Consider the following 19,788-nt stretch of genomic DNA (forward strand, 5'->3'; position numbering starts at 1 on the left):
CATCCATGGGCGCTCCACAGCAGCATCCCTGCTGCTGAGGGTTTTGAATGCCACAACCGGCCCTCGCGCAATTTTTAGAGAGGGGTAGCTGAAGCAAGGCCCCTCTCTTTTTTAACGTATAAAAGTTCTATAGAGTAGTGTTCTACTTAACGGATTTCGCTTTTGGAGAGTTCACTAAAGCAAGTTTAGTGCTGAGGGTTTTAGCTACTGCAATCAGTATTCGATTAATATGTAAAAAGGGGAAAGAATAGAGTTGTACGCTCCGAACAAATGTCAGCTACTCTAGCAAGCCTGCCTTTCCTGCCATTCTGATAAGTTCTGCGGAACTGCTTAAATTAAGCTTCTTATAAATGTTACTTCGGTGATTTTCTGCGGTTTTAAGGCTCATATCTAGTAGTTCGGCAATCTTCTTACTGGTGTTGCCTGCGGCAACTAAGAAAAAGACTTCTCGCTCTCTTCGCGTCAAAACGCTCAGCGGTGATACGTGCTTTTGACACTGGTCAGTGGATGACTGGGTTAATTCGTCGGGGAAAGATGTTTTGTTGGCCGCCACTTTTTTTATCGCATCGACTAAGCTGTCCCCAGATGACTCTTTTAAAATATAGCCCTTTGCGCCCGCGTCGCGCATGGCCTCTATATATTCCACTTCGTTGTGCATAGACAGCACCAGTATCTTTGCATCACTGCGCTGAGACAGTATTTTATCAATGGCAACGAGTCCGCTCATGCGCGGCATAGAAATATCCATCAGAATAACGTCGGGGGAGAGTTTTAGCACCGCTGCAATAAGCTCAACACCGTCATCACATTCTCCGACCACTTCAATATCTTGGTTTGCATTTAGCATTTGAGATACGCCTTGACGCATTAGTACATGATCGTCGGCTAGCACTACTCGAATTGTCATACAGGTACCGTTACTGTTGTTCTTGTGCCTTGCCCTACAGCTGAATCTATTTCTAGCGTAGCGTTGAACGCTGCGGCTCTATCGCGAATACTTGAAAGACCAATGCCAGGCTCTATTGTTCTACTATCAAACCCTACACCATTATCAAGAATATCTAAACGAATAACGTTATGGTGGTAAGAAACCGTCAGAGTAAGGTGTGTTGCTTCACTGTGCTTTATAGCATTTACCAATGTTTCTTGCGCAATTCTGAATAATAAGGTGCTTATATCTTTCGAGAGATCTGTGGGTAGATTTATGTCAGTGTTATACGCCATATCTTCACCACTAAGCAGGTTTCGACACAGCCAGTTTAGTGCGGGTTTAAGGCCCAGGTCGTCTAAAATGGTGGGGCTCATAAGGCGTGATAGCTGCCTCACGTCATTTAGCGCCATTTCAGCGATACCGTGTAGTGCTTCTATTTCAGGCGAGGAAGATGAGAGCGCCTGCAGTCGTCTTGTCAGCCCAGTAAGTAACTGCCCTATACCATCATGCAACTCTCTAGAAAGTTTAGCTTTTTCGGATTCTTGTTGAGCCCACAGGCGTTTCGCAAGCTGCTGAAGTACTTCCTGATCAGCGTCTAGTCGCGCTTGAAGTGTTGCCTGTAGTGCCTTAATGCTCTCTATTTCTCTGGCTAAATCACTCAAAATAGGCGTTCCTGTAGTCACCCGCTTGTTTTTCAGGTAGTTGAGAAAGCCACTGCGTTGTTAACTTATTTACGGTATCTTCTTTGCCGGGAATAGCGCTATAGTATAGGTGATTGCGCCAATATGAAGGGTATAGCGCGAGCTTTTGCTTCAGCTTTTCAACTGATGCTTCATCACCTAACGACGCTTGTATATACAGCCACTGCAAGTATTGTTGATAATAAGTAGGTTTAATAAGAGTGCCAAGCTTTTCCATGATACTGCTCGAAGCGCCTAAAGATAGACGCTGCTGCATATCGAGCAGAATCTTTGTTTCGGTGATCGCGGGTACATTGTCGTTGTTTAGAAGCGTTTTGTAGATGTCGTCACTTTCATCGTTAAGGTTACCTTGATGATGCTTTAACCCTAACGTTAACCATTGATAAACGGCGAATTGCTCGTGACGTTCTTCGCTTATGGTGGGCAATACGGACTCAAGACGCTTCTCTAAGCATGACCAGTTTGCAGTCAGCAAGCATATTTCACCCTCCCAGAGCAAAACTTCTGTTTTTGCTCGGCTATCTTCAGACTCCTGAGCTAAGCGTTTTGCCTGTGCAGCATGTTGTGTGGCTTCTTCTAAATTTCCGTTTGCAAAATTTAAATAGCTGAACAGAAGGTGATTTATCATTTTTTCTTGGTTATGCTGAGTGCCTAGGTTTTTATCTACAGTTGTTAAGTGCCTTGAAGCGGTGTTTTTATCACCTTTTACTAGACTCAATTGCGCAAGGTTTTGCTGGGTTCGAAGTAGGTGAGATTCATCACCATTTCTTTCAAATAGTATCTTAGCCTGCTGCCAGTATATTTCTGCAAGAGAGATATCACCAATCAAAAAGTGCATATAGGCCACGTTGCTCATGCTTTGGGGCTGAAGTACCTTGTCATCGTTTTGAACACGAATATCAAGGCCTCGTTTGTAGTAATCTAACGCTCTTGAAAACTGTCCTCGTTCTTCAAACATAAAGCCTAGGGTGTCGTTTACGTGCGCTTCTTGTGCTAAGTCACCTAAATCGTGAAGCAGCTTTACTGCTTCTTCTAGCGACGCTTCAGCAGTGGTGTAGTCGCCTGTGAGTGAAGTAGCGATAGCATAGTTTGCTAAGGTTTTGGCCCGCTGAGAAGGCTGTGTTTTCGCATCTCGCAGCGCCAGCGCGTCTTTAAAATAACGCGCCGCTGCTACATTGTCGGCCGTTCGCAGGTAGGCAATGCCAAAGGCATTCAGCACTAAACTTTCACCTTGGGTATCCTTGGCCTGTCGAAATGCCACAAGTGCGCGTGTTAACGAATCGCTGGTGGCCGTTTCTATATCTCCGTTAATAATCTGCAAACGAGCCAGCTCAAACCACAGTTGTCCGTTATTCGGTCGAAGGGCTAAAGCGGCTTTGTAGTCGGCCATCGCTTTGGAATCTTCGCCCGCCCACTGGTATATGTCGGCCCGCATTGATAGCAATTCTGGTCGGTTGGGGAATTGAGAAACCAGTGCATCTATCGATTGTCTTGCAAGGGCTAAATCTTCATTAAGTTCAGCCCGTAGAAGTTCACTTTGTAGTCGCCAATATAGCGCTAATTCGGGAAGGCTGGTTAAGGTTTGCAGGGCCTGTCTGGCACCATCATAGTCGCCAACATTTATCCTATTGCGGGCTGTGGCTACCCACCCACCGGGGTAATCAGGGGTTGTCGCTATAATGGCATCTATAGCGTCTGCACTATTTAATGTCTCACCCTTTTGCCATGCTGAATCTAACGCATCTAGATAACGTAAATCAGGGAGTGGTTGAGGGGCTTGAGTTTCAACAGCATCAAATAGTAGCTGAATTAATTTGTTGGAAAACTCCACTAAATCCTCAGAAAGGGTGTTTGCATCCACATTGTGCGACACGGTAAAAATAGGTGTATTGGCAGGCATGCTGAGTAAGCTTGCGTGAAGCAAGTAAGCAGTATTACTGGTAGGCGTAGCATCGAGAAGCAGTACGGTATTAGCTGCGAGTGTAGCGGCTAAATCAGTGCGATCATTATTCTTAGTAAAGGGGGATAACCCTAAATTGCTTACCCAAGCTTGAGTCTGTTCTTTGTTGTCTAACACTATGTTGGGGTGGGTAGACAATGGGTAACGAAGTAATGTGTTAATGGTTTCTAAAAGCGGGTATTGAGGGTCATTCAATACCAGAAGCTGAATAGGACTATCTGTCGCTAATTTGGGGTGACTTTTTTGATACCAAGTGAAGGAAAAAATACTGGCACTCCCAATTAATACCAGTAAAGCAATTATAGAAAACCTAACAAGGGTTTTGTTAGGTACGGTCGCACTGCCATTATCGTCAAGGGCATGAGCGTTAACGCTAAGGGCTCTGCCATTAACGCTAAAGGCTCTGGTATTAACGCTAAAGGCTTCTTCCAGCGAAAGTCTCTTAGCCGGTAAGTGATGGGTTAATTGAGCAATGCAGGTTTTTCGCTTTTTCAACCACAAGTAATGGGAGATGCCAACGCCTTCTTTTTCAACACAGCCCAACATGTCTTCTAACACTTTACCTAGGCTATAGGTGTCAGAATGCTCACTTGCTTTTCCGGTTTGAATAACCTCAGGAGCGGTGTAGCGTTGATGCCCGCTGGTTTGGACACCCGAAACCGCGCTTTGACCAATGCCAAAGTCGATAAGCTTAATATCTTCATTATGGTCAATTAGGATGTTGTCTGGCTTTATATCGCCGTGCTTAATACCTATGGATTTACATGCAAGTAAGGACTCAATGAGCTGTTGTTGCCACTTATCGAAGTCGGCCTTGCTGATAGGTTTTTGAAGGCGCGTATAAAGAGGCTCCCCTTCTATGAAAGCCATGGTAAAGAATGCAGTATCTCCGTCAGAGAAAACATCATGTACACGAATGATATTGGGGTGTTGAAGCTGTCTGGCAATATTAACTTCATTGCGGATAGTTTGCATTTTAACCGGATCGCTAGCACCACCTTCTATCACTTTTAGCGCCACTTTTACATCAAGTAGCTCGTCGAGCGCACTATAAACATTAGCCTGAGCGCCACAGCCTAATTGCTCTACAATAAGAAAACGGTTAGCTAGACGTGAATTTGGCGCAATAGATGGCCCTAAAGCTAAGGCTTCAGTTTTAAGGGAATTATTTTGCGACGAGAATACATCTGGCCTGTTCAAAGCCTTCTCCACACTTCACTAATTAACGTGACGAAGCAACTCAAATAGGGTTTACGCCACGCAGGCCTGTCGACAATAGGTATAACAAATGGTCGACTGGCTTAAACGTTATTGCTTTTATTCTAGCTTATAAGTGAAAGTTTATGCTCTATTGTGTGGAATAACAAACGCATGGAAATCATATTTGCTAAGGAGGTGGCAAATTCTATGTCCGTTTGTGTGAAGTAACGACGCCCTAAAATAGAGTCAGCATATAAAACACCAATAGGCTTTTCATCCAAACATACAGGTACACAAACGGCTGCCTGAATACCGTGGTTTATTATACTGTGCTGCTTATTAAGCGTGTTGTCGCAAACAATATTACCGATAGCGCGAACGGCATTTGTCTGCATACATTGATTGATAATAGTGCGGCTGCCTGTAAAGTCATCGCCCTGCATCCAATCTTCATAACCTACACCAAGCTGATAGTTATTTATTTTATCAAACAGAATGAGCGAAGCGCGTTCGCACCCAAGCGACTGAGTTAGACACTCTCTGGCAAGGTTAATAAGTGTAGTACTGTTATTACAGTGCTGTAGTTGGTTTTGATATCGTTTTAGTTGTTGCTTACGCCATTCACGTTGGCTATCAAGTTTAACTACATTATTAAATGCGACAGGCGTGAATTCACAAGGAATTGGGCCAAGTTGCAAAACGTGAGGTTTGTCTAGCGTAAGATGTTTTACGGGGATACCTGCGTTGCTGAAGCACCCTGTAGAACTGGTGTCGTCCAATTGCCAAATATGGTCGTTGTCAGCATATTTTGCGGTGCGTAAAACAATGTGAGAACGTGAAATTTGAGGGTGAGGAATAACGATGTCGGCACTATCGGCGCGCCCTACTTGATATTCACGGCCCTCGAAAAGCAAGTGTTCACTTACGCTACCGTTGCTTTCTGTAAAGGCAAACTGTAATGGCATAGCATCACCCTCATCATGTCACTGTCGCTGAATTTTTATTGTTTTTGCAACTTACGACCATGCCCGAATAGGCACGAAGCCAAGTTGACCTTAGTCCCGTGTAGCTGTTCAAAAAACAGTGTAGATTTAAGGTCAACAGGACTATTTACAGCGTTCTTAAACTAAAACGTAATGTTTGCAGCTGAGTAAGAAGCAAACCTTTCACATTAACTACGTCGCCACTTGACCGCCAGACGTCGGCAATCTGGCTTCCAGAAGCACTATCAACAAGTGTGATAAGGCTATCAACCGCAGTTAATGCTGCATCGTCATCGTTTATCGCCAGCGCTGACTGAACGTCATTTATTCCGCTATCAATAGCTGCTTCTAGCAGTGGGGCTATTTTGTCGCGATTACCATTAACAGTCGTACTTAAAGAGGCGACTTTGTCGTTAATGACAGTAGTTGAAGGACGATTGTCGAGCAAGATAATGAAATCGGAAAATTGACCCGTGCTACCGCGCGCGCGAATACTTCCAGACGACATAAGTACAGTTATATCTTCAAACTGCCCGCCGTCATGCGACGTAAACAAACGCCATGGAATGGTTGGGGTGTAATGAATGGCTTTGGTGTAAAGCTCAACCGTCGCTAAACCTTCAAAGCCAAATCCTGCATCTGTTTTCGGCGAAATAGAAACAAGAACAGGGAAGCCTGAAACGGCGCTTGTTAGCACAGAAGGCAGGCGGTCGGTAATGGCTAAATCCGCAGGGTCAAGCAGTTCGGCAGTAATATCAATAGTGTTGGCATTAAGACCAATACTGTTTTCAAACTCAACGGTCAAATCAACTTCGATTAGGCTGGTAAGCGCAAGCTTCGCCTGGATCTTATTGTCATCGACAGTTAGGGTTGCAGGAGTAACTACCTGTGCTTGCGCGGTTGAAAGCAGAAGTAATGCAGTGGTGGCAACAACAGTAGTAAGTTGTCTGAATTTCATCGCAGTAAACATCATAGGATGACCTCTTTCAGTGTTGGTTAAAATTTAACCTAAAGTGGTGCCATTATCAATTAGTATAATGGCACCGTTTTCAGTGGTTTGCGATTTTATTCAAAATATTGGGTGAAAAAGCGTGAAGCGAGTACAGCATAATGCGCTCTGGTTATTACTGTATCTGGCGCGAAGCTCGCAGTAATAGTTGGCGTTATGCTAAATGGGCTTTGCTCTACACCGAACTCAGCGTTAATAAGAGACAAGGTAAGCGCTAACTGCACATATCCCTTCATATCAGCCGGAATGTTGTCTTGGTCTTCTAAAATGATTTGTTCGCCATTATAGTCAACAACGATGTCGGCATTGGGGTCGAAGCTAAGTGCTGCTTCTTCAAGGCCTAACATTTGCACCAGCGAATAAGCAATATCTAACTTGGTTACGCTAGCAAAGGGGTCGGCGCTACCGCCTACGCTTCTTAGAACAGGCGCTTGTGTACGAAGCTTATCTTTAAGTGCACCACCTTTGACCATGACCGATTCTACAAACGCTTTATCAAACCCAGGTACTGAGCCGATGTTAGGGCGCTCTTCGTTTAGCAGGTCACGGTATTGTCTTACTGCTCCACCCATTACCGCATAGCGAGCAAAGTCTTTACGTTTAAGACGGGCGTCTGGCGAGAAACCACGGCTGTTAATGGCATCCATTAGACGCTCGCTAACAGCAAATTCAATGGCGTTTTGCTGAGGGTGACCTTCAACATCATCCATACCTTCAAAGCCACCGCTATTTTCAAACGAAACAGTAACGTTGAAGGTTTCAGGCAGACCTGGGCCGTTGGTTAAACCTAATGGGTCGGCCTCAATACCAGACAGTGACGTCAATCCATAGACATATACGCCCCAAGTGCCCGGCATTGCAGGAGCAGCGACACGCATGGTAGTTGTAAGCACAGGTGTTGTGAGGTTGCCGCGATATTCAGTGCCGTCTGGGGCAACAAGAACAAGCTTGGTTAAGTTTGCGAAACTATCGGCAGACGCTTTAACAAGTACTTCTTCTGTTCCTACTTCAAACTCTATGACTTCAGGCGCACCTACTGGAGAGTAAAAAACATCGAAGTTTTCTACACGGTCGCTGGTGGTCACTAGCGCGTTTGCTTTAAAGCTTTTGCCATCTAGGTTATTAACCGTAACTTTATGATCCATGTCTTCAAGAAGGGCCGCAGCTACCGCAGAGCGGGCGTTAACATAACCCGCACCCACTTCCCAGCGCTCGTAGCCAGGCATATTAGTAGCAGTTTCTTGAAGCAAACGCTTTATGGTTAAGTTATCAAGATTTGGGTTTGCTTCTAGCATTAACGCAATAATGCCCGATACATGTGGCGTTGCCATTGAAGTACCAGAGATCATGGTATAGAAAGGAATATTTTGCGGCTCTATCGCACCGAGATCCCCATCACCGCCATTAGCTGCAGCGTTCAATACAGCGCGAGTAGAGATAATATCTACACCAGGAGCGACGATGGTTACGTCGTTTGTATACGTCCAATCTGTGCCGTCTGGCATAGTAAAATCACCAGACTCGCCTTTAAGACCACGAGATGAAAAATCGGCAAGTTTGCCAAACTTATCGCCCGCACCTACAGAAATTCCCCAAGGAATTTGCGCGTATGGGTTATGTGAGTCTTCACCTGGGCCATCGTTACCTGCTGCGAAGACACTAATCATTCCCATTGTGTGCGCTTTATAGCTGGCCAAAGATACAGGACCAAGTGGCTCATACTTGCCGCTTGAGCCCCATGAATTACTGATAACTTTGATAGGGTTGTCAAAGGTGTACTGCTTACTTATCGCATAATCAAAACCACCGATGGTATCAAGTAGCAGTACCGCTGCACCCGAACCATAACCAATAATATCTGCATCGGGTGCTGCGCCGCGGTGCTTGCCGCCAGACATAGCGCCAGTACCTGCGATAGTGCCTGTTACGTGAGTACCGTGGCCTGAGTTTAAGTCTGTATTTACCTGGTTAGATAGCGTTGGGCCAGTTATACCAACAATAGACAATGCGCCTGGGTTCAAAATCGCTTGCACATTATCAACCACGGTATCACCAAAGAAGTGGTCTTGATGAGAAGCATCAACACCAGAGTCAATGACTAAAACCGTTGAACCTTTACCAGTAAATTCGACATTGTTGCGCGATGCAAATGCTTCGCCCTGCATATCAGCAACACCCGTTATCTCACGCGCGTCAGCGTTGTATAAGCTCATCTCACGGTTTGCGAATACTGAGCGTACCCCGTCAAATTGTGCAATAGCTTCAATTTGAGCTTTGGTGGCTACTACACCAATAATTGGCAGGTTTTTAAATTGAATACCTTCTGTAATACCCAAGTTTAATAGTTGAGTAATTTGAGATTCAGCAAGAGGCGACATTTGATCGTACGTAACAACCGCCATCAATGATTCTGTAGGGGATAGAGACACTAGTCTATCGGCCATTTGAGAACCAATGTAAGCGTCGGCTAGCGTGTGAGCCGAAGGACTTGCCAGCATTGCAGCAGCTAAGGTAGATAGGGCGAACTTCTTCATATTCTTCTCCAAATTCTAAAGGCTGCGGTTTGCTTTGGTATCGGGTTACGTCATCGCAGCAAGGTACGCCTTAATAGTGACTTTTTGAGAAGGACCAGAACATAGGGGTTTCACCCTAATTATAAGATTTTTTTAAATAGCAAAACGTTCAAAAATGCTACAAAGGTTTAATAATAAAACGTGCGTTAAACATCTATATTGATGACGTATGTTGATGTGTTTTCAGCGTTTATTAGCTTTTTGTTATGTAGCTGATGCGCGCAATTTCTCCCAAGAGGAGCTTGTCATGAAGTTTGATTCTATTAAATCTCGCCTAGTTTTAATGACCCTTGTTTGCGTTATTGGTATGGGGGTATTAGTTGTTAGCCAGCATTACTTCACCCAGCGACTTATAGGGTTACACCAGCAGCGTGATGTATTGCTAAGAATGGGGCAAGATCTGCTGCAAATGCGACGACATGAAAAAGACTTTCTTCTGCGCCACGAGACCGTTTATTACGACAAGTTCCTTGAGCGGAGCTATGAGTTTAAAGGTCGCTTAACAACTCTGGTTCCCCTGTTCAATGAGTACAGATTGCCTGTGGCTGACGTGGAAAGCCTGTCATCTTCTATAGAAGCCTATAGCGGCACATTTCGACAGGTAGTATCGCTTCAAGAACGGATTGGATTAAACCAAAACGATGGTTTGAGAGCGCGCATAACCGAGTTAGAAAATACCCTTAGCGAAGGGCTGCGTGCTCAAGACTCGCAAGCGAGTGAACTGTTGACTGGTATTCAACTGGCAACGCGCAATTATCAGATAAACCAAGAAGGGGTTTACGCAAGGCAAATGATGACGTTGAGTGAGCGTTTAGCTTCTGAATATAGCGGTACTGCTTTACTGAGCGGCACTTTGGTTCAATATAGAGAAGCGCTTTTACAGCTAGTTGATGCATTTACTACCTACGGCGTAACTCATAATGAAGGGCTTCGTGGCGAATTTAGACAAAGCGCTCACAACGTTGAAACTCAGCTAAAAGGCGTCGATGCCGCCCTGCAACCCATGATCGAGCAACAAGAAGCACAGGTGCGTATTTATAGCTTAAGTATTGCCGCGCTTACGTCTGTCGTATTAATTCTGGTGCTGATCAAGAGTTTTGCGACATTTCATCGCGCATTTGTTAACTTTCTTACTTTCTTTTATCGCTGCAAGCGTCAGTATCAAACGATTGATACCAGAAAGTTAGGGTTTGCAGAGTTAAAGTCACTTGCAGAGCTGGCGAATGAAATGGTCGAGTCGAAAAGAGATATTGAGGCGCGGCTCGCCAGCGTAGAAGCTGAGTTGGCCAATAAGAAAGTCTCATAGCTTTCATTTAAAAAGCTAAAAGTAGGTAGATTTTCTAAAGCGGCCGACTCACTATTGCATAAACAAGGTATAAGCCAAGGTAGAAGCAAAGATGAAGTTTAACCGCTTAGGAAATAGCGACCTACAGGTGTCAGACATCTGTTTAGGAACAATGACATGGGGTATTCAAAACACCCAGCAAGATGCAGATGAACAAATAGCTTACGCCCTTGATAAAGGTGTTAACTTTTTAGATACCGCGGAAATGTACCCCGTTCCCCCTAATGCCGAAACCTATGGCGATACAGAGCGAATTATAGGTAATTGGCTCTCGCGAAATGACGCGAAGCGCTCAGATATTATATTGATGACCAAAGTTGCCGGCAGCGGCTTGAAGTATATTCGCAATGCCGGGCCAATTACTTCTGATGCAGTTAGCAATGCGCTTACTGATTCGCTAGAGCGTTTAAATACTGACTATATTGATGTTTACCAGCTACATTGGCCGAACAGGGTAACGCCACATTTTGGAAAGCATTGGCCTGATGGCGCAAATCCCACGAAAACCAATCGCGAAAAAGAAATAGAGGGTATGCGCGATATTCTCATGGGAATTAAGCGGGCATTAGACGAGGGTAAAATAAGACACTGGGGGCTGTCGGATGATACGCCTTGGGGCATTCACATTTTTCTTACCCTTTGCAAAGAGCTCGATATGCCCTTTCCTGTATCTATCCAAAATGAGTTCAGCTTACTGCACGCAAAAGACTGGCCGTATTTAATTGAAATGTGTGAGCTAGAGAATATTGCCTATTTACCGTGGTCACCACTAGCGACAGGCATGCTAAGCGGCAAATACCAAAACGGCGCAAGACCAGAAGGTAGCAGGTGGACGCTAGCTCAGCGCATGGGACTTTTCAGAGATAAAGCGCCTGCGCAGGCTGCCACTGCAGAATATGTAAAGGTTGCAGAAAAAGTGGGTATTACACCATCACAATTAGCGTTAGCATGGTGTCAGCAAGTGCCTGGTGTTACGTCTACTATTATTGGGGCAACAACAATGCCTCAGTTAAAAGAAAACATTGATGCGTTTGATATAGAGCTCTCAAGCGAGACGTTGAATGATATTCACGATGTATTTAGAAGGTATCCTCTCGGTTTCTAATAGCTAGTGCTTATTTGATGAAGAATGGCGGGTATATCCCGTCATTTTTGTGTCACACGGTCGTAATAGTATGGTTTTTTCTGTATTAACTCGTACTCGTTATCTGAATGATTGACCCACATATATTATCAGCCAGCACTGTAGAAAAGAACAATAACTGGCACCGATGGCTGCTTCTTGCACTACTTGTTTATGTCATGTTACTTGCGGTGAGCATGATTGGAAGTGGCTTCAAATATGCCGCTGGTGATCATGCTAGAGAGCTTTTTAATTTTGCATCAAACCCAATAATGGGCCTTATAATTGGCATGGTTTCGACTGCGTTAATTCAGTCTTCAAGTACGGTAACTTCAATTATTGTTGGTATGGTTGCAGGTGGTTTACCTATTACCATCGCGGTACCCATGATGATGGGAGCGAATATTGGTACTAGTATTACCAATACCTTGGTAAGCCTGGGGCATGTTGCTAAAAAAGAAGAATTTCAGCGCGCTTTTAACGCAGCCACTATTCATGATTTTTTCAATGTTCTTTCCGTACTTATATTCCTTCCACTAGAAATGGCCTTTGGTATTTTAGAGTATTTGAGTGGTCAGATTGTAACACTTATTCATACTCCAGAAGCGCTGGGCGTAAGCGGATTCAACCCAATAAAGGCGGCCACACAGCCAGTAACCAATTTGGTTTCTCAGTCCCTTGAGTTTTTACCTTCTGTTTATCCAGGTATCGCTAAAATTCTGATTGGTATTGCGCTTATCATGGTTTCTATTACCTATATGGGAAAGATTATGAAGTCCCTTATGGTAGGAAAAGCGAAGGATTTACTACATAAAAGCATAGGGCAGGGCCCCATATCCGGCATCACATCTGGCGCCTTAATGACAGTGTTGGTGCAGTCATCATCCACGACCACATCACTCATGGTGCCCTTAGTGGGGGCCGGGGTGCTAAAAGCCCGTGAAATCTACCCGTTTACTCTTGGTGCAAATATTGGAACTTGTATTACCGCCCTTATTGCTGCGTTAGGCGTGGCGGGCGTGAACAGCGGTTTTGCGTTACAGATAGCGCTGGTACACCTTATCTACAATGTGTTGGGTGTCACACTCATTTATGGTGTTCCTGTTTTGCGTAATATTCCTATCAACCTCTCGTATCAATTATCTGTCTTAGCTGCAGAACGAAAAATGTACGGCGCAGCTTACGTGGGTGGGTTGTTCTTTGCAGTACCACTGGGAATTATTTTTACGACAATTTAAAAGCGTACCAGCATTTTTAAACTGCACGAGAGAGGTAAATGCGGACTAATTGTTTCTAATGGTGTAATACAGTTAGCGTGTTCACTACCTGTGCGGGCCGGTATAAACTAGGCATTAAACGCATTTAGCAACCATTCGGTCAATAAAAAACGGCGTTTCCTAGCTCAGAAACGCCGTTCTAATCTGTAAAGCTACGTACTTATTAAAACGCGTATTTAGCTGAAACTTGGAAACGGTTCATGTCGCCTTCAAGGCCTGCTTCAATTTCACGTTTTGCGAACGCATATTCAGCACCTACGGTCAGTGCCTTCGTCGGTGAATACAAATAGTTCACACGAGTACTGTAGGTACTTTCAGTCGTATTCAAGCCAGTAAGCGTTACGTCGTTGTCTGCTTCAAACGCTGAGAACATAATGCTGCTGCGTGCTTTTTCGCTCCACTTGTGACGATACGCAATGCCATACCCAGTTGAGTCAATGGCTTCCAAGTCGCCACTTTCTGTAAGCACAGCGCCATTTACGGCGTTAAGTGCAGAGTATCTGCCTAACCCTGTCCCCGTATTGAACGTGAAGCGAATGTCATCGCCATTTGATAAATTATATTTACCTGTTAACGACACGCCAAAGCTGGTCTCGTCAGCGTCAATGCCCGCGGCATTATCATAAGAAAGTTGTCTAACTAGGCCCGCGACTTTTACATAACCCCAGTCTTGCTTTGTGGTGTAGGCGGCAACTAAATCTGGAACACTACTGTCATCACTTGTTATCCTGCTACCACCACCAAACGGCGTAATGGTTGATTCAGGGTTTTCTAGTGCAATCTGAAACCCGCCGTTGGTATATCTCACCATGACTTGACGGCCAAAGGTGATGCCGTCAGTGGTACCAATAAAATCAAGTGATTCTGGTAATGAACCTACGTCCATAAAGGTCGTCCATGTTTGGCCCACCAACCAATTCTTGTAAGTTAAGTATGCGTGACGTACTCGAGGAGTATAGGAGTTACTGATGCGCTCATCGCCGCCGCTAGTCACAACAAAATCCAGCTCGAATACACCGTTAATAGTGTCACCTTCCGCGGTAGGTGTTGACGTGGCAAAGCGGAAACGGGAAGTTCTGATGTGTGCATCAAACTGTGGGTCTTCGTCAACGCCACCAACTGGAGTTAGTGAAGGTATGTAAAAGTCTCGGCCTACGCTACCCGAGGCAATGGTGCCATCTGAATAGTCGCTTACCATAGCGTCAACTTTAATATAACCCGTGAATTTCACACTAGTGTCGCCAATTGTTGCTGCTTGTGCTGCGCCGCCGCTCGCCGCTAGGCACAGCGCTACTGCTGTAGCGGTACTTTTTATTTTAGCTTTCATCGTGTCTGTTCCAAAAGTGGTTAAATAAATGTAAATTCAACGTTAACGTTGTTGATTGTGTACTTATTATCTCAAATTTAAATAAGCCGATGGTCGCATAAGACTATAGTCGTAATACGTTTAGTCTAACTTTTTTTATTAGCACCTTAGTTTGATGCTGCTAAGACCAAAGTCTCATTTTGCTTTGCGGGTGAATAGCTAGAGTGTTTCACCATACAACAAGAATTTTACATTATTGATATTGGAGGCAATCTTTATGACCGCCAGCAAAACTTACCCTGTGCCTGAGAACATTCTTCAATCTACTCATTTGACTGCGTCGCAGTATGACGAGATGTATAAGCAGTCAGTAGAGCAACCCGAAGTGTTCTGGGCTGAGCACGCGCCTATGCTTGAGTGGTACCAAAAGCCCACCAAAATTAAAAACACCATGTTTGGTGAAAATGATGTGTCTATCAAATGGTTCGAAGATGGAGAGTTAAACGCCAGCTATAACTGTATTGACCGCCATCTAGCTGATAATGCCACAAAAGTTGCCTTTCACTGGGAAGGCGACTCACCAGAAGATAGTCAAGATGTGACATATCAACAAGTTCATTATGAAGTATGTAAATTAGCGAATGCACTTAAAGAGATGGGAGTAGCCAAAGGCGATCGTGTCGCCATATATATGCCAATGGTACCCGAGGCTGCCTACGCGATGCTTGCGTGTGCACGTATAGGGGCTGTGCATTCAGTCATTTTTGGTGGTTTCTCACCTAATGCTATTGCCGACCGTATTAACGACAGTAGTGCAAAGGTTGTTATCACCGCCGATGAAGGTCGCCGTGCAGGAAGAAGCATTCCGCTTAAAGCCAATGTCGATAAAGCGTTAGCCGACGACGCTTGTCCGTCGATCACTCACGTTTTAGTGCACAAGCTAACGGGCGGCGATGTAGATTGGGACGAGAAACACGATGTATGGTGGCATGAAGCTGTGGACGGTATGTCAGCGCAGTGCGAGCCCGAAGTTATGAACGCAGAAGACCCGCTGTTTATCCTTTATACTTCGGGTTCTACGGGTACACCAAAAGGCGTGGTGCATACCACAGGCGGTTATCTACTTTATTCCGCTATGACCTTTAAATACGCTTTCGATTACAAAGACGATGACGTTTATTGGTGTACTGCTGATGTGGGCTGGATCACAGGTCACAGCTATATGGTTTACGGTCCTATGGTAAACGCTGCGTCACAAGTGTTCTTCGAGGGTGTACCCACCTATCCAGACGTAAAACGTATTGCGCAGGTCGTAGAAAAATACAAAGTAAATAGTCTTTATACTGCGCCAACCGCGATTCGTGCATTAATGGCTCACGGTGACGTACCTGCTGAAGGTTGCGATTTATCGTCACTTCGTTTGCTTGGCACAGTAGGTGAGCCAATTAATCCAGAGGCATGGGAATGGTATCACCGTGTTATTGGTGAAGGTCATTGCCCTATTATTGACACATGGTGGCAGACTGAAACAGGTGGACACATGATCCTGCCTCTACCTGGCGCTACGGAGTTGAAGCCTGGCTCAGCGACTCGTCCATTCTTCGGCATTCAGCCTGCGCTATTTGATGCTGACGGTAATGAGCTTGAAGGGGCAGCAGAAGGTAATCTTGTTATTAAAGACAGCTGGCCGAGCCAAGCTCGAACGGTTTATGGCGATCATCAGCGCTTTATTAACACCTACTTTAGCGCGTACAAAGGTGTGTACTTCACCGGTGATGGTGCTCGTTGCGACGAAGATGGCTTTTACTGGATCACTGGTCGTGTAGATGACGTGCTAAACGTTTCTGGACACCGTTTGGGCACCGCTGAAATCGAAAGCGCACTTGTTGCCCATCCTAAAGTGGCTGAGGCTGCCGTTGTTGGCTTCCCACATGATATCAAAGGGCAGGGTATCTATGTTTACGTAACGCCAAATGAAGGGGTTGAAGCAGATGAAGCCCTTACTAAAGAGCTTAAGGCGTGGGTGCGTCAAGAGTTAAGCCCTATTGCCACTCCTGATATGATTCAGTGGTCAAGTGGCCTACCTAAAACACGCTCTGGTAAGATCATGCGCCGTATACTGCGTAAAATTGCGGCCAATGAGCACGAGCAATTAGGTGACACATCTACGTTGGCGGATCCATCGGTTGTTGATACACTGATAGAGGAACGTCTAAATAAGTAGAACTAAGGATATAGACAATGATAACCCTTCTAATCGCTGATGATCACCCGCTGTATCGCGATGCACTACGAGGCGCGTTGTCGTTGTCACTTCCAGCCTTAACTCTTAGAGAGGCGGGAGATCTAAACACCACGGTCGATATTCTCAATAATGAGGATATCGACTTGTTGCTTCTTGATTTACATATGCCAGGTAGCAATGATCTATTTGGCCTGCTGCATATTCGAAAACTCTTTCCCGAACTTCCTGTTGCCGTGGTTTCTGGTACAGAAGACTCCACACTTATTTCAAAAATTATTAGCGTTGGCGCGTTAGGTTTCATCCCAAAAACTGCCAGTGCACAGGATATAGCTAGTGCAGTAGAGGCTATTTTAGATGGCGACGTATGGCTGCCTGAAAATTTAAGCGAAGATGTTGATGAGGTGGATGAAGCGTTTTCTGAACTTGCTGACAAAGTTGCGTCGCTTACACCGTCACAGTATAAAGTACTTTGCTATATGCGAGATGGGCTGTTGAATAAGCAAATTGGCTTTAATTTAGATATTGCTGAAGCCACCGTTAAAGCGCATGTTACCGCTATCTTTAAAAAGCTGGGCATTAATAACCGCACCCAAGCGGTACTTATTGCTTCGCAGCTTGAGCTGGAGCCACCGGTTCAGTAGCACCGTATTTAAGCACGGCTTCAGACATAGCGAATTCAGGTAAAAACTTTTCTAGCGCCAAGCGGCTTTGCCTACTTAATAATGGGTTTTCGATTTCAAGAACCGTGCGCCCATCAACTAAGGTCATCCCTTCTTTGAAGTTCTTATTTGCGAGCAGTAATTCTTGAAACTTTCCGGTTTCAAACAGCATCAGTAAACCCTCTGCTATTCGCCCCGCCATTGCTTGATTGTCGCTGGCAACAAAGAAAAAGATAGGACTAGGGTATGAAATGACGAGGTTGTCATCAATAGTTAAACCTTTTGACAAGCTTTTGTTGGCAAACTCTTCGTTAATTTCCATCACACTTCTTGGAAACATGTCGGCGAACCCTTCCGAAACAATGCGAAATGAAGCGCGGTAGGTTGTTTCCAGTACAGGAATATCATTAGCCCGAAAAATCTTTGTATCAGGCCAGTCATACCCTAAAACCGCGCGAAACTCCTGTAGGTCAACGAGGTTTTTTACCTTTTTTAGTCGCACATCCCCTTCTTTAACAAACAAAGCGCGCTTACCAAATAGCCCAGCCATTATAGGAATGCGAACAGGAAGGAATTGACGCTCGCGCTCGGTTGACGTCACGCTCCACGTTACATCTAGCATATTGTGTTCGAGGCTTCGCAACTGGCGTTCTTGGGCCGTTTCTTGGTCACTAACAATAAGTTCAAAGGTACCGTACTGCGGCTGTGTAACACGCAAAGCTTCTGTTAGCAGTGACTTTGCGTAAGAGTAAACGCTATCCCTTCCAGGATGGACGTTGGGTAATCGTAAAACGGTATGAGGCAAATCTGCACTTACCTCATCAGAAGGTTGCTGTTGCCCGTAAACAACGAAATGCGCAAGTAAACTCATTAACAAAATGACACGGCTTAGTGATTTAGCTTTGATATCCATATTTTTAACTCATTTAAGTGGTGTCAGCCCAGCTGCATGCCTTGCTAAAGGTTGCTTAAAGTATAGCCCCTTTTTTAGCTGCTAATCTTTTCCTGTGAGTAAAAAGTCGTGTTCGGGGTCTACAATAAACTGTCCACTCATCGCCTCTCTGCCAAGAAGCATTAAGTAAGTCATTTCAGAACGGTCTGTTAGCGTTAACTGGATATCCCACTGGAATCCGTCCATAACGATAGGCGTAATGATAACATAGCGTTTCTCACGTGTAGCTGTTGAGCTTTTTACGCGTTTTTTGCCTTCAACTCTCGCTTCTCTGCGAACCACTCGCTCAACGTTATGGATATCTGGATGGATGTCAAACTTTATCCACAGCTCACCGTTGTGATCAAATTCTTCGATGTTGTCCACATGCAGTGACGACGTAGCCGCCCCAGTGTCAACGCGCACGGTTAAGTCAGAAATGGCGAGTTTGGGCAAGTCGCACAGTTCTACCGCTCCTACAAGTTTTTTGTTGTTCATCAGATTTCCACCAATTTATAAAACAGTATTCTGTTCTTGAGGCAATAAATTGTCTTGCAGTAATTCTACGTGTTCAGCAACAGTATCAGGCTCTGAGAAGTACGCAATGTGATAAACAGCCTCTCCCTCTTGTGTAAGTGGAATATTTTGTTTACCAATGACAACACCTTCAGCAGGGCTTTCAAGGCTGTCTAAATAATTTCCAAATGGGTCTGCGATAGTGGCCAGTTTGTCGCCCTTTTCAACATGATCGCCCAGTTGGGCGAGGTGATTGACAAATCCACTTTCAGGCGCGCGCACCCAACCACTCTGTCTGGCAATGAAACGATCAATACTATGACCTTTGCTGCGACTCTTGTTCAGCATGCCTAAATGACGCATGGTATTGATAATGCCTTTTACGCCTGCGCGAATAGAAAATTCGTCATAGCGCAGTGCTTGACCTGCTTCATAAAGCAATATTTTAACGCCATTTTCACTGGCCGCTTCGCGTAATGAACCGTCTCGTAATTCAGCATTAAGCAGCACAGGCACGCCAAACGCTTTAGCCATTTCAAGCACTTCAGGATCGTCCAAATCCGCACGAATTTGTGGCAGATTACTTCGATGAATTGCGCCTGTATGAAGGTCGATGCCAACATCGCATTTGCTCACGACTTCTTTGAAAAATAAATTCGCCAACCGCCCGGCAAGCGAACCTTTTTTACTGCCAGGAAAGCTGCGGTTCAAATCACGCCTATCGGGTAAATAACGAGATTGATTCAGCACGCCATATACATTAACCATTGGCACCGCTATCAAGGTGCCTCTTAAACGTTCAATAGCCTTCGAGCGAATCAGCCGACCCACTATTTCAATACCGTTTAACTCGTCACCGTGAATGGCTGCGCTTACGAACATAATTGGGCCTGGTCGCTTTCCTCGTTTAACATAAACGGGAATGCTCATATTAGTAGCCGTGTATAGCGGCGGCATTTCTAGCTCAATCTTTTTTGTTTCGCCAGGAGCAATATTTTCGCCCCCAATTTTTAAAACATCATTTACCAC

General features: G+C 44.9%; 15 protein-coding genes. 5 read left to right on the forward strand and 10 right to left on the reverse strand.

All coding sequences use genetic code 11. The features are described 5' to 3' along the window. Window positions 1–277: 277 nt before the first annotated feature. The 6 genes from ACXAER_RS12790 to ACXAER_RS12815 form a co-directional block, all read right to left on the reverse strand. Window positions 278–907 (reverse strand): response regulator, encoded by a 630-nt coding sequence (locus ACXAER_RS12790; RefSeq protein ID WP_474829743.1) that lies wholly within the window; start codon window positions 905–907, stop codon window positions 278–280. Beyond that, window positions 904–1,593: a sensor histidine kinase gene (locus tag ACXAER_RS12795; protein ID WP_474829745.1), complete on the reverse strand. Its 690-nt coding sequence runs from the start codon at window positions 1,591–1,593 to the stop codon at window positions 904–906. Before ACXAER_RS12795 ends, ACXAER_RS12790 begins: the two co-directional genes overlap by 4 nt. Further along, entirely contained in the window at window positions 1,586–4,792 is a 3,207-nt protein-coding gene (locus ACXAER_RS12800) for a protein kinase domain-containing protein (RefSeq protein ID WP_474829747.1), read from the reverse strand. Before ACXAER_RS12800 ends, ACXAER_RS12795 begins: the two co-directional genes overlap by 8 nt. Before the next feature lie 122 nt (window positions 4,793–4,914). Next, complete coding sequence (locus ACXAER_RS12805; protein ID WP_474829749.1) at window positions 4,915–5,757, reverse strand: GAF domain-containing protein; 843 nt, start codon at window positions 5,755–5,757, stop codon at window positions 4,915–4,917. A 145-nt stretch (window positions 5,758–5,902) separates the two neighbouring features. Then, on the reverse strand, window positions 5,903–6,748 hold the full coding sequence (locus ACXAER_RS12810) for a DUF6689 family protein (RefSeq protein WP_474829751.1): 846 nt from the start codon (window positions 6,746–6,748) through the stop codon (window positions 5,903–5,905). Window positions 6,749–6,840: 92 nt separating this feature from the next. Next, window positions 6,841–9,318: a S8 family peptidase gene (locus tag ACXAER_RS12815; protein ID WP_474829753.1), complete on the reverse strand. Its 2,478-nt coding sequence runs from the start codon at window positions 9,316–9,318 to the stop codon at window positions 6,841–6,843. A 286-nt stretch (window positions 9,319–9,604) separates the two neighbouring features. Here ACXAER_RS12815 and ACXAER_RS12820 point away from each other — a divergent pair, with 286 nt between their 5' ends. The 3 genes from ACXAER_RS12820 (at window position 9,605) to ACXAER_RS12830 (ending at window position 13,063) form a co-directional block, all read left to right on the forward strand. Then, window positions 9,605–10,663 (forward strand): chemotaxis protein, encoded by a 1,059-nt coding sequence (locus ACXAER_RS12820; RefSeq protein WP_474829755.1) that lies wholly within the window; start codon window positions 9,605–9,607, stop codon window positions 10,661–10,663. Between the two features lie 91 nt (window positions 10,664–10,754). Next, window positions 10,755–11,807, forward strand: coding sequence for an aldo/keto reductase (locus ACXAER_RS12825; protein ID WP_474829757.1), 1,053 nt, complete (start codon window positions 10,755–10,757; stop codon window positions 11,805–11,807). Between the two features lie 107 nt (window positions 11,808–11,914). After that, on the forward strand, window positions 11,915–13,063 hold the full coding sequence (locus tag ACXAER_RS12830; RefSeq protein ID WP_474829759.1) for a Na/Pi symporter: 1,149 nt from the start codon (window positions 11,915–11,917) through the stop codon (window positions 13,061–13,063). Window positions 13,064–13,265: 202 nt separating this feature from the next. Here ACXAER_RS12830 and ACXAER_RS12835 read toward each other — a convergent pair whose 3' ends face one another. Then, window positions 13,266–14,429, reverse strand: a complete 1,164-nt coding sequence (locus ACXAER_RS12835; RefSeq protein ID WP_474829761.1) for a DcaP family trimeric outer membrane transporter — start codon at window positions 14,427–14,429, stop codon at window positions 13,266–13,268. 256 nt (window positions 14,430–14,685) lie between these two features. On the opposite strand from ACXAER_RS12835, the gene acs reads away from it, so the two are divergent. Both acs and ACXAER_RS12845 read left to right on the forward strand, forming a co-directional pair. Beyond that, a complete protein-coding gene (gene acs, locus ACXAER_RS12840) occupies window positions 14,686–16,632 on the forward strand; it encodes an acetate--CoA ligase (protein ID WP_474829763.1) in 1,947 nt (648 codons plus the stop codon). 17 nt (window positions 16,633–16,649) lie between these two features. After that, the gene (locus ACXAER_RS12845) at window positions 16,650–17,294 is read left to right on the forward strand and encodes a response regulator (protein ID WP_474829765.1); all 645 of its coding nucleotides are present in this window, start codon (window positions 16,650–16,652) and stop codon (window positions 17,292–17,294) included. Here ACXAER_RS12845 and ACXAER_RS12850 read toward each other — a convergent pair. The 3 genes from ACXAER_RS12850 to ACXAER_RS12860 form a co-directional block, all read right to left on the reverse strand. After that, window positions 17,254–18,225 carry an amino acid ABC transporter substrate-binding protein gene (locus tag ACXAER_RS12850; RefSeq protein WP_474829767.1) on the reverse strand — a complete coding sequence of 324 codons (972 nt, stop codon included), beginning with the start codon at window positions 18,223–18,225 and terminating at the stop codon, window positions 17,254–17,256. The genes ACXAER_RS12845 and ACXAER_RS12850 overlap by 41 nt on opposite strands. 81 nt (window positions 18,226–18,306) lie before the next feature. Next, window positions 18,307–18,741, reverse strand: coding sequence for an ATP-dependent zinc protease family protein (locus ACXAER_RS12855; protein WP_474829769.1), 435 nt, complete (start codon window positions 18,739–18,741; stop codon window positions 18,307–18,309). Between the two features lie 15 nt (window positions 18,742–18,756). Further along, window positions 18,757–19,788 carry a succinylglutamate desuccinylase/aspartoacylase family protein gene (locus ACXAER_RS12860; RefSeq protein WP_474829771.1) on the reverse strand — a complete coding sequence of 344 codons (1,032 nt, stop codon included), beginning with the start codon at window positions 19,786–19,788 and terminating at the stop codon, window positions 18,757–18,759.

This window comes from Alteromonas sp. AWJ4_199 (assembly GCF_056159165.1).

Bases quoted from the DNA above. Each gene is read 5' to 3' on its own strand.
- ACXAER_RS12825 (WP_474829757.1), top strand. From the start codon at position 10,755: ATGAAGTTTAACCGCTTAGGAAATAGCGACCTACAGGTGTCAGACATC.
- acs (WP_474829763.1), top strand. From the start codon at position 14,686: ATGACCGCCAGCAAAACTTACCCTGTGCCTGAGAACATTCTTCAATCT.
- ACXAER_RS12835 (WP_474829761.1), bottom strand. From the start codon at position 14,429: ATGAAAGCTAAAATAAAAAGTACCGCTACAGCAGTAGCGCTGTGCCTA.
- ACXAER_RS12850 (WP_474829767.1), bottom strand. From the start codon at position 18,225: ATGGATATCAAAGCTAAATCACTAAGCCGTGTCATTTTGTTAATGAGT.
- ACXAER_RS12810 (WP_474829751.1), bottom strand. From the start codon at position 6,748: ATGATGTTTACTGCGATGAAATTCAGACAACTTACTACTGTTGTTGCC.
- ACXAER_RS12845 (WP_474829765.1), top strand. From the start codon at position 16,650: ATGATAACCCTTCTAATCGCTGATGATCACCCGCTGTATCGCGATGCA.
- ACXAER_RS12855 (WP_474829769.1), bottom strand. From the start codon at position 18,741: ATGAACAACAAAAAACTTGTAGGAGCGGTAGAACTGTGCGACTTGCCC.
- ACXAER_RS12830 (WP_474829759.1), top strand. From the start codon at position 11,915: ATGATTGACCCACATATATTATCAGCCAGCACTGTAGAAAAGAACAAT.
- ACXAER_RS12820 (WP_474829755.1), top strand. From the start codon at position 9,605: ATGAAGTTTGATTCTATTAAATCTCGCCTAGTTTTAATGACCCTTGTT.
- ACXAER_RS12805 (WP_474829749.1), bottom strand. From the start codon at position 5,757: ATGCCATTACAGTTTGCCTTTACAGAAAGCAACGGTAGCGTAAGTGAA.
- ACXAER_RS12815 (WP_474829753.1), bottom strand. From the start codon at position 9,318: ATGAAGAAGTTCGCCCTATCTACCTTAGCTGCTGCAATGCTGGCAAGT.
- ACXAER_RS12790 (WP_474829743.1), bottom strand. From the start codon at position 907: ATGACAATTCGAGTAGTGCTAGCCGACGATCATGTACTAATGCGTCAA.